We start from the raw sequence: 14,140 nt of genomic DNA on the forward strand, positions 1-14,140 counted from the left end.
CTTCCTGTGCGAGAAGAACGTCGATCCCGAGGTAGCGGACGGTCGGCGTTCGGCCGCCGGATCGGGAACGGTCGCGAAAACGTCATGCAGATGTGTTGGTGCTTCGTATGTTCGTTCACCTGATGGTGGCCGCGGCGCGACACGCTGGTGCCGGGTGCGCGGGCCCGCTGGCGGTGCCGTGCGCGGCCCGGGGCCGAATTCGGAATCCCGTGCGGCGGCGGGGCTCGCGGAGCGATCGCTGGACACCACGACAGCAGGATGTGCAGAACCCTTGGTAATCGAGACGGTACGACACCGGCCGGCGGTGCAGGAGATCCCGCGACCGGTGATGGCCGAATCCGCGCCGACGCGTGGTAGTGAGTACGCGGCCTTGTTGCGGCAGGTACGGCAGGCGGGTCTGCTCGACCGCCGAATGCGGTATTACGGGTGGAAAACCGCGTTCACCGCAACGGCTTTCGCGGCCGGATGGGCGGCACTGTGGGTGATCGGCGACTCGTGGTGGCAGCTGGGCACCGCGGTCTTCCTGGCCGCTGTCTTCGCGCAGCTCGCGTTCCTCGGACATGATGCCGGGCACAAACAGATCTTCCGAACCCGCCGGGCCAACCATCTGTACGGGCTCATCGTCGGCAATCTCGCCACCGGGGTCAGCATCGGCTGGTGGACCAGCAATCACAACCGCCATCACGCACACCCCAACACCGAGGGCGCGGACCCCGACGTCGCGGGAATCCTGGCCCACTCCGGCGAACGAGCGGTCACCGGAAAAGGCTGGCGGCGCTTCGTCTTTCGCTACCAGGCCTGGCTCTTCTTCCCGATGCTGTTCCTCGAGGCGGGCAGCCTGCACAACTCGAGCGTCCGCGCCGTGTTGAAATGGCCCATCCCACACCGTATCCGGGAGGGCGCATTGCTCTCCGCACACGCGATCGCCTACCCGGCCGCGGTCTTCCTGGCGCTGTCACCGGTCAAGGCGCTGGCCTTCATCGCTGTCCAGCAGGGCCTGTTCGGCTTCTACATGGGCTGCACCTTCGCGCCCAATCACAAAGGCATGACCGTTCTCCCCGCCGGCGACAACACCGACTTCCTCCGCCGGCAAGTCCTGACCTCCCGGAACGTACGCGGCGGGCCCCTGATCGACCTCGCGCTGGGCGGACTGAACTACCAGATCGAACACCACCTCTTCCCCTCCATGCCCCGACCAGCCCTCCGCAGCGCCCAACCCCTGGTCCGAGCCTGCTGCGCCGAACTCGCCATCCCCTACGCCGAGACCTCCCTCGTCGCGTCCTACAGCCAAGCCCTGCGCCACCTGAACGCCGTCGCCCGCCACACCCGCTCCGAATAGCGCGGACCGAGCTATCCAGCCGCTTTTCGGACGAGGCCGTGGCACGGCGGCAGGTTCGCGACTGCCGGCGGACACCGCGGGGTGACCATGGCGGACAGCGCGCCTACCTCAGTGGTCGTGGTCGTCCTCGCCGTGCGGGTGGCCGTGGGCGAGTTCGTCCTCGCTCGCATCGCGGATGTCGACGACCTTGACGGTGAAGTGCAAGCGCTGACCGGCCAGCGGATGGTTGGCGTCGATGGTCACCTCGTCGCCGTCGACCTGGCGGACGATGACGATCTGCGAATCGCCGTCCGGCGCCTCGGCGTGGAACTCCATTCCGGGCTCGAGCTCGTCCACGCCCTCGAACATGTCGCGGGGCACGGCGCTGACCAGCTCGGCCAGGTACTCACCGTAGGCGTCCTCGGGCTCCACCACGACGACCAGCTCGTCGCCGGTGCTCTTGCCCTCGAGGGCCTGCTCCAGGCCCGGGACGATGTTGTCCGCGCCGTGCAGGTACACCAGCGGCGCCTCGCCGACGGAAGTGTCCAGCACCTCGCCGTCATCGGCCTTCAGCGTGTATTCGATGGAGACAACCTTGTCAGCGGCGATCGACATGGCGGTAACCCTTTCACAGAGGAATCCGGACCGCGCAAATGTATCCCGTCAACTTTCCGGCGCCTGCTCGGCGTGTCCGCCGGGCGCTCGCGGGCCGCCACTGCTATGAACCCCATCGTGCCCGATGCATTTTGGCATTTCGTTGCCGCACTGTCCGTTTCCGCCACCGCAGTGGTCGCGCCCGCGACCGCACTCGCCGCACCACCGTCCACACCGGAATGCGCGACCACCCTGTCCGCCGCGGAGAACGACGAGATCGCCCGGCTCGCCGATACCGGCACGCTCGCCGGCGACGACGAACTCGCACGGCTCGAGGACGCCGTGTCCCGCGACCACCTGATCACGCAGATCCTCGAGCAGCACGCGGACCGCCGGGGCAGCTTCGCCACCGGTCTGGACGTCGTCGAGCAGCAAGCGGTGCTGCCCCTGCAGCGCGATCCGCGAGCATTCGCCGACCCGGAGTACGCGCACCGGGTCAGCTTCGATCTGCTGCGCCGGTTCCTCGACAATGTCCATGCCGAGTTCAGCGGCGGCACGCCGGAACCGCACTGGGCCAACTACTTCGCGCTCGCCACGGACTGCGCGGCCTCACCCGGCCGGGTCGCGCTCGCCGGCTACAACGCGCATCTGATCGTCGATCTGCCACGGGCGGTCGCCGAGGCCGGATCGACACCTGCCGACGCCGGGGACTACTTCAAGATCGTGGCCGGCATCGCCCAGACCGGCGATGTCATCACCGAGCGGACCGACCGGATCTACCGGGCGAACATGGGCCCGCTGTGGCGGTTCTACTTCTTCGGCGAAGGACTCGATCAGGTGCTGGGCCAGGGAGTCGCCACCAAGCCGCTACTGGTCGCCGCCGACCTCGGGGCCAATGTGACGATCTTCGCCAACGGACTCGCCCTCGCGAACCCCGCGCTGACGACGGCGACGGCCGCGGAGATCGAGCTGGAGCGGCAGACCGCGGAACGCGCGTTCGACATCCTGGCCGGGTTCAACGGAATCTGAGATCGCATCGCGAGGCGAAAGCTACTGCCCGGCAGCGGCTTTCGCCTGGATCGCGCTACCGGCTCACTGGGCCGAGAGGCTGCTGAGGAGTCCCGCGAGGGGGTTGGACGCCGAGGAGCCGGAGCCGCCACCCGACGGGGTGCAGTCGACGACGTTGACGGTGGTGGTCTTGGTGCTGACCACCTCCTGCGTCGCCTTGAGCGTGTGGGAACCGGTGGTGCTGGGCGTCCAGCTGAAGGTGGCCTGGCTGTTGGACACCTTGGAGTTGCCGACCTGGGTGTCATTGTCGGTCAGCGACACGTCGAACAGGAACGAGGTCGCGGTGACGGCGACGGTGACGGTGGTGGCCTGGTTGACGCAGACCTGGCTGCCGCTGACCGTGATTCCGGTGACCAGCGCGCTCGCATCGGGGGCGGTCAGGGCGGCGACGGCAGCCGCGGCGCCGAACGCCGTCGCGCCGATTCCGGCTCGGCGGGAATTCTTCATGGTTGTGCTCCTCACGTATCGCTCACGACAGCGTGAGCAATGAGAAACGATAACGCTTCACTGTTGCGATCGGAACGGATTGCCCGAGACCCACTTCGCCGTCGCCACTGCCGATTCCGCGTCGCTGGCAGAATCCGGGGCATGGCCCCATCTTCGGTTTCGACCACGTCGCCGGCGGTCGGTCGGGCGCTCGACATCCTCGTCCGACTGGCCCAGGGTCCGGGCCCGGTCCGGGCCGCGGCACTCGCCCGCGATCTGGGGCTGCCACGCTCGTCGGTCTACCACATCCTGTCGGTGCTGGTGGACCGCGGATTCGTGGTGTACGTGCCGGGCGAACAGGCCTACGGACTGGGCGTGACGTCCTTCGAGATCGGCTCGGCCTACCTGCGCCACGAACCGCTGGAACGGCTGGCTCAGCCGATTCTGCACCAGCTGGCCAGGCAACTCGGGCAGGCCGTGCATCTGGGCATCCTGCACGGCAACGAGACCGTCTACCTGCTCAAGGAACGCCCCGGCTCCGGTCCGGCCGCGGAGGTCTCGCTGATCACCGATATCGGGGTTCGGCTGCCGTCGCATCTGACCGCGAACGGGCGGGCGATTCTCGCCTCGCTGCCCGATGCCCAGGTAAAAGCCTTGTACGCCAAGCGTTCCGACTTCATCACCCGCACCGGGCGCGGGCCCCGGACCTTGACCGAGCTGCGCCGGGACCTGGAACAGATCCGCGCCCGCGGCTGGGCCGAGGAGGTGGAACTGGTGACGGCGGGCCTGCGGTCGGTCGGCACGGCGGTGTTCGACCACAACAGCCGTCCGGTCGCAGCCCTCAGCACCACGTGGCGCACGTTGTCCTATCCCGAGCCGGAGGTGGTGGGCCAGGCCCTGCGGTGGGGTGCGGAGCGCCTGACCTCGCGAATCGCGGGACAGGCACCGGTAGCGCGGTGACTCGGCCCCCCTGCTTGTGAGGCCCCTCACAGCAGTTGTATGTTGTTGTATATACAACCGCCGCAACGGGGAGATTTCCGACAATGACGCAGGACTGGGACGACGACCTCTACGCACAGATGGCAGACCACACCCTGGCAAAGGCGTACTCCCGGTCCCTGCCCGAGTGGTACAAACACGATTTCGACCCCGCCCGCGCCGCCGCCGACATCGCCCGCATCGAAACGCTGCACCCCGGCTCGTACGACGTGGCCCTGCACCCACCCACCGGACGGGCGCGCGGACGGTTACGGCTCACGCTCTACATCGCCGGCGCGGCCGTCTCGCTCAGCCGCATCCTGCCGGTCATCCAGTCCCTCGGCGTGGAAGTCCTGGACGAACGCACCTACCCGGTCGACGATTCGGCCGGAAACCAATGCTGGATATACGACTTCGGCCTGGCATTCGACAGCGAACCGGCACCCGACGACGGCACGCACGCCCGCTTCACCGAAGCCTTCGCCGCCGCCTGGCGGGGCGACGCCGAGAGCGACACCTTCAACCGCCTGGTGCTGGGCGCGGGATTGGCCTGGCGTCCGGTGTCGGTACTGCGGGCGTACGCGAAGTACCTGCGGCAGAGCGGATTCCCGTACAGCCCGGAACGGATCGCGGAAGTCCTTGCCGCACATCCCGAATCCGCGCGGCTGCTGACCGACCTGTTCCACGCGCGGTTCGCGCCGGACGGGAGCACCGCAGCCGCCGAGGCCGGCGTGACCGACCGGCTGAACGACGCCATCGGCCGGGTCGTCGGGCTCGAAGCGGACCGCATTCTGCGCGCCCTCACCACGCTGGTGCGAAACACGCTGCGCACCAATTACTTCGTGCGCGACGGCAAGGCGACGGCACTGTCGATCAAGCTGGACCCGCAGCGAATCGACGAACTCCCCCATCCCAGGCCACGATTCGAGATCTTCGTCTACTCGCCCCGGGTCGAGGGCGTGCATCTGCGGTTCGGCGCCGTGGCGCGCGGCGGCCTGCGCTGGTCGGACCGCAAGGAGGACCTGCGCACCGAGGTCCTCGGACTGGTCAAGGCGCAGGCGGTGAAGAACGCCGTCATCGTGCCGGTCGGCGCCAAGGGCGGATTCGTCGTCAGGCAACCCCCGCGGCCCACCGGCGACGACGCGGCCGACCGCGCCGCCCACCTGGCCGAGGGCATCGCCTGCTACCGGCAGTTCATCGCCGGACTGCTCGACGTCACCGACAATATCGACGCGGCCACGGGAGCCGTGCTCCCGGCCCGAGACGTCGTCCGCCACGACGGCGACGACACCTACCTGGTGGTGGCCGCGGACAAGGGCACCGCGACCTTCTCCGACATCGCCAACGAGGTCGCGGCGGGCTACGGCTTCTGGCTCGGCGACGCGTTCGCCTCGGGCGGATCGGTCGGCTACGACCACAAGGCAATGGGCATCACCGCCCGCGGCGCGTGGGAGAGCGTCGAACGCCACTTCCACGAAATGGGCCGCGACACCAGCACCGCCAACTTCACGGTGGCCGGGATCGGCGATATGAGCGGCGATGTCTTCGGCAACGGCATGCTGCTCAGCGAGCGCATCAGGCTGGTCGCCGCGTTCGACCACCGGCACATCTTCCTCGACCCGCGGCCGCAGGCAGCGGTCTCCTACGCCGAACGCCGGCGACTGTTCGAACTGCCCCGCTCGTCCTGGGCGGACTACGATCCCACCCTCATCAGTGCCGGCGGCGGGGTGTGGCCGAGATCGGCGAAAACGGTGCCCCTGAGTCCCGAAGTCCGTGCCGCACTGGGGCTTCCGGAGTCGGTCACGGCGGCGCCACCGAACGAGGTCATCCGCGCGATCCTGCGCGCACCCGTCGACCTGCTGTGGAACGGCGGCGTGGGTACCTACGTCAAGGCCGCCACCGAATCACACGCCGACGTCGGCGACAAGGCCAATGACGGCGTGCGGGTGAACGCCGCCGACGTGCGGGCCACCGTGGTCGGCGAGGGCGGCAACCTCGGATTCACCGCGCGCGGCCGCATCGAATACGCCTGCGGCGGAGGCAGAATCAACACCGACGCCCTGGACAACTCGGCCGGGGTCGACTGCTCCGACCACGAAGTGAACATCAAGATTCTGCTGGACGGCATGATGTCCGCGGGCCGGGTCGACCGGGCCGAACGTGACCGCCTGCTGGCCGACATGACCGCCGAGGTCGGCCGGATCGTCCTGCGGGACAATCGTTCCCAGAACCGGGTCCTGGGCGTGAGCCGGGCCGACGCGGCTGCCCGCATCGGCGTGCACGCCCGCATGATCGCGCAGCTGGAGGCCCGGCGCGGACTGGTCCGGGCCCTGGAGGCGCTGCCCGACGAGAACGAGCTCACCCGGCGCGCCGACAGCGGGCGCGGTCTGACCTCCCCGGAACTGGCGACCCTGCTGGCGCACGCCAAACTCGCGGTCAAGGACGAACTGCTCGCCGGCGACCTGCCCGACGACGCCGCGATGCACGATCATCTGCTCGCCTACTTCCCCGCCTCACTGCGAGAACGCTTCGGCGACAGCGTGTCCGAGCACCCGCTGCACCGCGAAATCGTGGCGACGCAGCTCGCCAACGATGTGATCGACCACGGCGGAATCAGTGTCGTCTTCCGGCTGGCCGAGGACTCCGCGGCCGGCGGGCCGGACGTGGTGCGCGCCTATCTCGTCGCCACCCGCATCTTCGGGCTGCACCGCCTCTGGGACGACATCGCCGCCGGCGGACTGCCGGCGGCGGTCACCAATGGGCTCGTCCGCGCCACGCAGCGGGTGCTCGACCGGGCGGTGCGCTGGCTGCTGGCCAACCGCCCGCAGCCACTCGACATCGCCACCGAGACCGGCAGATTCGCCCCGCGACTGGCGGCACACGCCCACCTGGTCCCGGAATGGCTGCGCGACCGTGAACTGGCAGACCTGCACGGCCGCATCGCCGACTCGATCGACGCCGGGGTGCCGCACGAGCTGGCCGCCCGGGTGCACCTGCTGCTCGACCAGTTCGGGTTGCTCGACATCATCGAGGTCGCCGACGCGGGCGGTCACGAGGTGGCCGACGTGGCCGGGCTGTACTACGCGCTGAGCCAGCAGCTGGGCACAGTGCGCCTGCTGCAATCGGTTTCGCGACTGTCCACCGAGGACCGCTGGGGTTCGATGGCCCGCCTGGCCCTGCGCGACGACCTCTACGGATCCCTGCGCCTGCTGTGCCTGGCGCTGCTGGCGGACCGGCCCGATCCGGCCGAGCCGCCCGCCGACACCATCGCCCGGTGGGCGACCCGCAACGCCACCCGCATCCACCGGACCAGCTCCACCCTCACCGAAATCCTCGAGAGCCCGGCCGCCGACGTGGCCGCCATGTCCGTGGCGGTGCGTCAGATCCGCGGCCTGGTCCGCACGGGGTAACCCCTCAGGAAGTCTGCGCGTCGAAGGTTCCCGCGAGCCGGTAGCGGGAACCGGGATGCAGCAGCCGCGCCGAACTGACCAGCCGATCCTCCGACCACGTACGACGGCGGATCAGCAGACACGGCTCCGACTCGGTGAGCCCGAGCAGGGCGCACTCGTCGGGAGTCGGCAGCACCGCCTCCACCACATGCTCGCCACGACCGAGCGGAGCCACCGACACCAGGTAGGTGTTGGGTGTCGTGGTCGTGAAGTCCTGTTCCAGGTAGCGCGGCGCGAACTCGGGATTCACGAAGCGATCCTCGAGCTGGATGGGCAGCCCGTCCTCGAAATGCACCAGCTTCGAATGGAATACGGGGCTGCCCTCGGCGATGCCGAGATCCTGCGCGATCACCGAATCCGCCGGGCGCTGCTCCAGCGACACCACCTCGGCCCGATGCCGGTGTCCCCGGTCCCCGATCTCGTCGGCGATATTGCGCACCTCGACCAGCGCCGAACTGACCTTCCGCTCGGCCACGAACGTGCCGACACCGGTCAGCCGGACCACCAGACCGTCGGCGCTCAGCTCCCGCAGCGCGCGATTGATCGTCATGCGCGACAGTCCCAGTGCACCGACCAGCTGATTCTCCGACGGCAGCAGCTCGCCCTCCCGCCAGCGCCCCGAGACGATCTGCTCGGTGATCAGATCCTTGACGCGCTGATACGCCGGGGCTGCTCCACGGCCGCGAGCCCGATACAGCGACGCGATATCCACCTCGTCCATCGCCACATTCGTCACCTGTTCCACATCCTGCCCATCGGTGGACACCCGCCCGTTCGGGCCCAAGTGTATCGGCGCTCCGGCGGCGCCCCGCAGCGGTCAGGTGTCTCGGATCCGAGAATCTCTCGCGCCGACGCTGTTCCAGGCGTCGAATCCGGGGTGTTATGGGCGTCACGATCAGCCCATACACAGGAGTCCCGATGACCACCAACCCCACGTCCGGCCCCCGCCCGGTCCGTGCGCCGCGCGGCACCGAACTGAACTGCCTCGGCTGGCAGCAGGAGGGCGCCCTGCGCATGCTGATGAACAACCTCGACCCCGAGGTCGCCGAGCGTCCCGACGATCTGGTCGTCTACGGCGGAACCGGCCGCGCCGCCCGCAGCTGGGATGCCTACGACGCCATCGTGCGCACGCTGACCACCCTGAAAGACGATGAGACGCTGCTGGTTCAGTCCGGCAAGCCGGTCGGCGTGATGCGGACCAGCGAATGGGCGCCGCGCGTCCTGCTGGCCAACTCCAACCTCGTCGGCGACTGGGCCAACTGGGAGCAGTTCCGCAAGCTCGAGGCCGAGGGCCTCATGATGTACGGCCAGATGACCGCAGGTTCGTGGATCTACATCGGCAGCCAGGGCATCCTCCAGGGCACCTACGAGACCTTCGGCGCGGTGGCGCGCAAGCGTTTCGGCGGCACCCTCGCCGGAACCATCACCCTGACCGCCGGCGTCGGCGGCATGGGCGGCGCGCAGCCGCTCGCGGTGACCATGAACGACGGCGTGGCGCTGTGCGTCGACGTCGACGTCACCCGCATCGATCGCCGCATCGCACACGGCTACCTCGACACCAAGGCCGAAAGCCTCGAAGCCGCACTGGAACTGGCCGTCCAGCAGCGCGACGCGCGGGAACCGCTGTCCATCGGCGTGGTCGGCAATGCCGCGGAGATCTTCCCGCGCCTGCTCGCCATGGGCGCGCCGATCGACATCGTGACCGACCAGACCTCGGCCCACGACCCGCTGTCCTACCTGCCGATCGGCGTCGACGTGGCCGACTGGCACCGCCGCGCCGCCGAGGATCCCGCCTGGTTCACCACCGAGGCCCGCAAGTCCATGGCCGCTCACGTCGAGGCCATGGTCGGCTTCCAGGACGCCGGCGCCGAGGTGTTCGACTACGGCAACTCCATCCGCGACGAGGCGCGCAAGGGCGGCTACGAGCGGGCCTTCGAATTCCCGGGATTCGTGCCCGCCTACATCCGGCCGCTGTTCGAAGAGGGCCTGGGCCCGTTCCGCTGGGCCGCCCTGTCCGGCGACCCGAAGGACATCGCCGCCACCGACCAGGCCATCCTCGAGCTGTTCCCGGAGAACGAGCACCTCGAGCGCTGGATCACCATGGCCGGGGAGAAGGTTCACTTCGAGGGCCTGCCCGCGCGCATCTGCTGGCTCGGCTACGGCGAACGCCACCGGGCGGGACTGAAGTTCAACGAGATGGTCGCCTCCGGTGAACTGTCCGCGCCGGTCGCCATCGGCCGTGACCACCTGGACTCCGGTTCGGTGGCCTCCCCCTACCGCGAGACCGAGGCCATGGCCGACGGCTCCGACGCCATCGCCGACTGGCCGCTGCTCAATGCCCTGGTCAACACCGCGTCCGGGGCATCATGGGTGTCGATCCACCACGGCGGTGGAGTGGGCATGGGCCGTTCCATCCACGCCGGCCAGGTGTGCATCGCCGACGGCACCGAACTGGCCGCCCGCAAGCTCGAGCGGGTGCTGTCCAACGATCCCGCCATGGGCGTGATCCGCCACGTCGATGCCGGCTACCAGCACGCGGCCGATGTCGCCGCCACGCGCGGCGTCCGAATCCCGATGCAGGAGAACTGAACTCACATGCACAACGAATCCGGGCAGTGGACGGTCATCGACAATATCGGCGCCCTGGTGACCAATGATCCCGAGATCGGCGCGGGCCCGCTCGGCGTGATCCGGGATGCGGCGGTGGTGCTCGGCGACGGCCTGATCCAGTGGGTCGGCCCGCGGACGCGCCTGCCCGAGGGCAGCGCCGGCACCCGGGTGGACCTGGAAGGCCGCGCCGCCCTGCCCGGATTCGTCGACAGCCATGCGCATCTGGTTTTCGGCGGCGAGCGGTCGGAGGAATTCGCGGCCCGCATGACGGGGGCGCCCTACAGCGCGGGCGGCATCCGGACGACCATCGCCGCGACCCGGGCGGCCACCGACTCGACGCTGAGCGCCAATGTCGCGCGGCTGGTCGCCGAGGCCCTGCGGACCGGAACCACCACGATCGAAACGAAGTCGGGCTACGGGCAGACCGTTGCCGACGAGTTGCGGAGCCTCGAGATCGCCGCCCGGCACACGTCGGAGACGACTCTGCTGGCGGCGCATGTCACGCCGCCGGAATTCGCCGGTCGCACCGACGATTACGTGCGGCTGGTCATCGACGAGATGATTCCCGCGTGCGCTTCGCACGCCGGCTGGATCGACGTCTTCTGCGAGGAGGGCGCCTTCGACGCCGACCAGTCGCGTGCCGTGCTCGAGGCCGGTATCGCGGCCGGGCTCACGCCGCGAGTGCACGGCAACCAGCTCAGCTACGGCGCCGGCGTCCAGCTGGCGGCGGAGCTGGGCGCGGCCTCGGTCGATCACGTCACCTACACCACCGGCGAGGACATCGAGGCGCTGGCGGCGAGCAGCACGGTCGCCACCCTGCTGCCGGGAGCCGACTTCTCCACGCGCAACAAATATCCCGACGCACGAGCCCTGCTCGACGCGGGCGTGACCGTCGCGCTGGCCGCCGACTGCAATCCGGGCACCTGCTACACCACGAGCATCCCGTTCTGCATCGCACTCGCCGTGCGCGAAATGCACATGAGCCCCGACGAAGCCGTGTGGGCGGCGACCGCCGGCGGCGCAGCGGCATTGCGGCGCAACGATATCGGACACATCCGGGTCGGCGCACGGGCCGATCTGATCGCGCTGGACGCACCCTCGCACCTGTATCTGGCATACCGGCCGGGAGTCGCGCTGGTGCGCGAGATCTGGAAGGACGGGCACCGGCTGTGACCGCTGTCGATCATCCGCCCGCCCCCTGGTCCGGTCGCGACGACGGCCCGGGCCCGGCACATCTGCGCTGGCACAGCGCGATATCCCCGTTCACCCCCGAAACCCCGCCCGGGGCAAGCGTTCTGGTCGGATTCCGCAGCGATGAGGGGGTCCGCCGCAACAAGGGGCGGACCGGAGCTGCCGCCGGCCCGGCCGCCCTGCGGCAGGCACTGTCGTCCATGGCGCTACCCGGCCCGGCACGCGTCATGGACGCCGGTGACGTCGCGGTCGAGGACGGGGATCTCGAATCCGGTCAGCGGCGATTGGGCGCGGTGGTGACCGAATTGCTCGACGGCGGGCATTTCGTGACGGTGCTCGGCGGTGGGCACGAGGTGGCCTACGCCAGCTATCTCGGCATCGCCGCCGGGGCCGCGGTCGCGGCCGGGGCGCGACTGGGCGTGCTCAACCTCGATGCCCATTTCGATCTGCGTGCCGACCCGACGCCCAGTTCCGGGACCCCGTTCCGGCAGATGGCCGAGGATGAGGCGGCAGCCGGGCGGGTGCTCAACTACGCGGTGCTCGGCATCTCGCAGCCGAGCAACACCGTGGCACTGTTCGACACCGCCGCGACGCTGGGAGTGCGCTATCGGCTCGACGAGGACTGCACCGTGGCGGATATGCCCGGGGTGCGGGGTTTCGTCGAAGAGTTCCTGGCCACCGTCGATGTCGTGTATCTGACCATTGACCTGGATGTCCTCCCCGCACCGGTCGCGCCCGGGGTCAGCGCTCCGGCCGCGTACGGCGTGCCGCTCGAGGTGATCGAGCGGGTGTGTGACCTGGTCGCGGGCAGCGGCAAGCTGGCGCTGCTGGATGTGGCGGAGCTGAATCCGGAGCTCGATATCGACCACCGGACCGCGCGCACCGCCGCTCGGCTGATCCACCGGACCGTGACCCGGCGCGACGGCCGACTACATTAGTTGCCGTTGTGTAACTACCCACTCTTGACACAGTTGTATAGACAGCCCTATACATATGTGAACGCACTCACAATCCCTGTCGGGCTGCGTTATGAACAACACCAGGGAGTCCGATCCGTGAAAGACATCTCCTCGACCCTGACCCGGGGTCTCACCGCTCGCCACATCCGATTCATCGCACTGGGTTCGGCGATCGGCACCGGCCTGTTCTACGGGTCGGCCGAGGCGATCAAACAGGCCGGCCCTTCGGTGCTGCTGGCCTACCTGATCGGCGGCGCCGTGATCTTCATCGTGCTGCGGGCGCTGGGCGAAATGGCGGTCCGCAACCCGGTGTCCGGATCGTTCGGTGAGTACGCCAGCCAGCACATCGGGCCATTGGCCGGGTTCATGACCGGCTGGACCTACATCTTCGAGATGGTCATCGTGCTGCTGGCCGACACCACCGCCTTCGGTGTCTACATGGGGTTCTGGTTCCCGGATGTCCCCCGGTGGATCTGGGTGCTGGCGATCGTCTTCTTCATCGGCGCGATCAACCTGCTCAACGTCAAGGTGTTCGGCGAGCTCGAGTTCTGGTTCAGCCTGATCAAGGTGGTCGCGATCATCGCCATGATCGCGGGCGGAACCGCCGTGCTGATCTGGGGATTCGGCATCCATGACACCAGCACCGGCCTGTCCAACCTGCACGCCGAAGGCGGATTCTTCGCCAATGGCGTGGGCGGCTTCCTCGGGTGCTTCGCGATCGTCATGTTCGCGTTCGGCGGGTCGGAGATCATCGGCGTCACCGCGGGCGAGGCGGAGAATCCCGAGCGGACGATTCCGCGGGCTATCAACACTGTCCCCGCACGGATCATGTTGTTCTACGTCCTGACCCTGACCGTGATCATGGCCGTCACGCCGTGGAACCAGATCGGCGACGAGGGCAGCCCGTTCGTGCAGATCTTCAAGAGCCTGGGGCTGGGGTCGGCGGCGACCGTGCTGAACGTCGTGGTGATCACGGCCGCGCTGTCGGCCATCAACAGCAATATCTTCGGCGCGGGCCGGATGATGTACGGCATGGCCCTGCGCGGGCAGGCCCCGGCCGTGATGCGGCGGGTCTCCCGCAACGGTGTGCCGTGGATGACCGTCGTGATCATGGTGTCGGCCCTGCTGGTCGGCGTGGTGCTCAACTACCTGATCCCGGACCGGGTCTTCGTGGTCATCGCCTCCATCGCCACCTTCGCCACGGTCTTCGTCTGGCTGATGATCCTGGTGTCCCACTTCCGCTCGCGCCGGCAGATGAGCGCGGAAGAGGCTGCCGCGGTGAAGTTCCCGGTGCCGCTGTGGCCCTACCTGCCGATCTTCGCCATCGCGGGCCTGGCGTTCGTGATCGTCCTGCTCGCCTTCGACGCCGACACCCGGGTGGCGCTCATCGTCGGAGCCGTGTGGCTGGTTCTGCTCGCCGCGGCCTACCGGCTGTGGGTCCGGCCCGCAACGCAACCCGCACCGGTGGCCCTCACGGACCCGGCGCCCGAAATCGCTCTTCCCTGACCGCACAGCTCTTCCTGAGCGCAGAACTCTTCCCTGACCGC

10 protein-coding genes and 1 pseudogene are annotated in these 14,140 nt (G+C 68.8%); 8 read left to right on the forward strand and 3 right to left on the reverse strand.

Annotated features, from left to right (window positions below; genetic code table 11):
• Positions 1–271 precede the first annotated feature (271 nt).
• Positions 272–1,339 carry a fatty acid desaturase family protein gene (locus ACFXKA_RS20095; RefSeq protein ID WP_379428370.1) on the forward strand — a complete coding sequence of 356 codons (1,068 nt, stop codon included), beginning with the start codon at positions 272–274 and terminating at the stop codon, positions 1,337–1,339.
• 108 nt (positions 1,340–1,447) lie between these two features.
• Here the strand turns inward: ACFXKA_RS20095 and ACFXKA_RS20100 are convergent, their stop codons facing one another.
• On the reverse strand, positions 1,448–1,933 hold the full coding sequence (locus ACFXKA_RS20100) for a peptidylprolyl isomerase (RefSeq protein ID WP_354839406.1): 486 nt from the start codon (positions 1,931–1,933) through the stop codon (positions 1,448–1,450).
• A gap of 117 nt (positions 1,934–2,050) precedes the next feature.
• Here ACFXKA_RS20100 and ACFXKA_RS20105 point away from each other — a divergent pair, with 117 nt between their 5' ends.
• Positions 2,051–2,941 (forward strand): DUF5995 family protein, encoded by an 891-nt coding sequence (locus tag ACFXKA_RS20105; protein ID WP_379428371.1) that lies wholly within the window; start codon positions 2,051–2,053, stop codon positions 2,939–2,941.
• 63 nt (positions 2,942–3,004) lie between these two features.
• On the opposite strand, the gene ACFXKA_RS20110 is transcribed toward ACFXKA_RS20105, so the two are convergent.
• Positions 3,005–3,427 carry a hypothetical protein gene (locus ACFXKA_RS20110; protein ID WP_379428372.1) on the reverse strand — a complete coding sequence of 141 codons (423 nt, stop codon included), beginning with the start codon at positions 3,425–3,427 and terminating at the stop codon, positions 3,005–3,007.
• Positions 3,428–3,568: 141 nt separating this feature from the next.
• On the opposite strand from ACFXKA_RS20110, the gene ACFXKA_RS20115 reads away from it, so the two are divergent.
• A complete protein-coding gene (locus ACFXKA_RS20115) occupies positions 3,569–4,366 on the forward strand; it encodes an IclR family transcriptional regulator (RefSeq protein ID WP_354839397.1) in 798 nt (265 codons plus the stop codon).
• Between the two features lie 83 nt (positions 4,367–4,449).
• Positions 4,450–7,794 (forward strand): annotated as a pseudogene (locus ACFXKA_RS20120) (NAD-glutamate dehydrogenase); the annotation flags it as partial.
• A 4-nt stretch (positions 7,795–7,798) separates the two neighbouring features.
• Here ACFXKA_RS20120 and hutC read toward each other — a convergent pair.
• Positions 7,799–8,554, reverse strand: a complete 756-nt coding sequence (gene hutC / locus ACFXKA_RS20125; protein ID WP_379428443.1) for a histidine utilization repressor — start codon at positions 8,552–8,554, stop codon at positions 7,799–7,801.
• Between the two features lie 197 nt (positions 8,555–8,751).
• Here hutC and hutU point away from each other — a divergent pair, with 197 nt between their 5' ends.
• The 4 genes from hutU to ACFXKA_RS20145 all read left to right on the forward strand — a co-directional run bounded on the left by hutU (position 8,752) and on the right by ACFXKA_RS20145 (position 14,099).
• Complete coding sequence (hutU, locus tag ACFXKA_RS20130) at positions 8,752–10,422, forward strand: urocanate hydratase (RefSeq protein WP_364614861.1); 1,671 nt, start codon at positions 8,752–8,754, stop codon at positions 10,420–10,422.
• A 6-nt stretch (positions 10,423–10,428) separates the two neighbouring features.
• The gene (hutI, locus tag ACFXKA_RS20135; protein ID WP_379428373.1) at positions 10,429–11,616 is read left to right on the forward strand and encodes an imidazolonepropionase; all 1,188 of its coding nucleotides are present in this window, start codon (positions 10,429–10,431) and stop codon (positions 11,614–11,616) included.
• Positions 11,613–12,572: a formimidoylglutamase gene (gene hutG / locus ACFXKA_RS20140; RefSeq protein ID WP_379428374.1), complete on the forward strand. Its 960-nt coding sequence runs from the start codon at positions 11,613–11,615 to the stop codon at positions 12,570–12,572. The genes hutI and hutG overlap by 4 nt, the downstream gene beginning before the upstream one ends.
• 117 nt (positions 12,573–12,689) lie before the next feature.
• Positions 12,690–14,099: an amino acid permease gene (locus ACFXKA_RS20145; RefSeq protein WP_354839383.1), complete on the forward strand. Its 1,410-nt coding sequence runs from the start codon at positions 12,690–12,692 to the stop codon at positions 14,097–14,099.
• Positions 14,100–14,140 lie beyond the last annotated feature (41 nt).

The organism is Nocardia sp. NPDC059228 (assembly GCF_042754245.1).
Taxonomy (GTDB): domain Bacteria; phylum Actinomycetota; class Actinomycetes; order Mycobacteriales; family Mycobacteriaceae; genus Nocardia.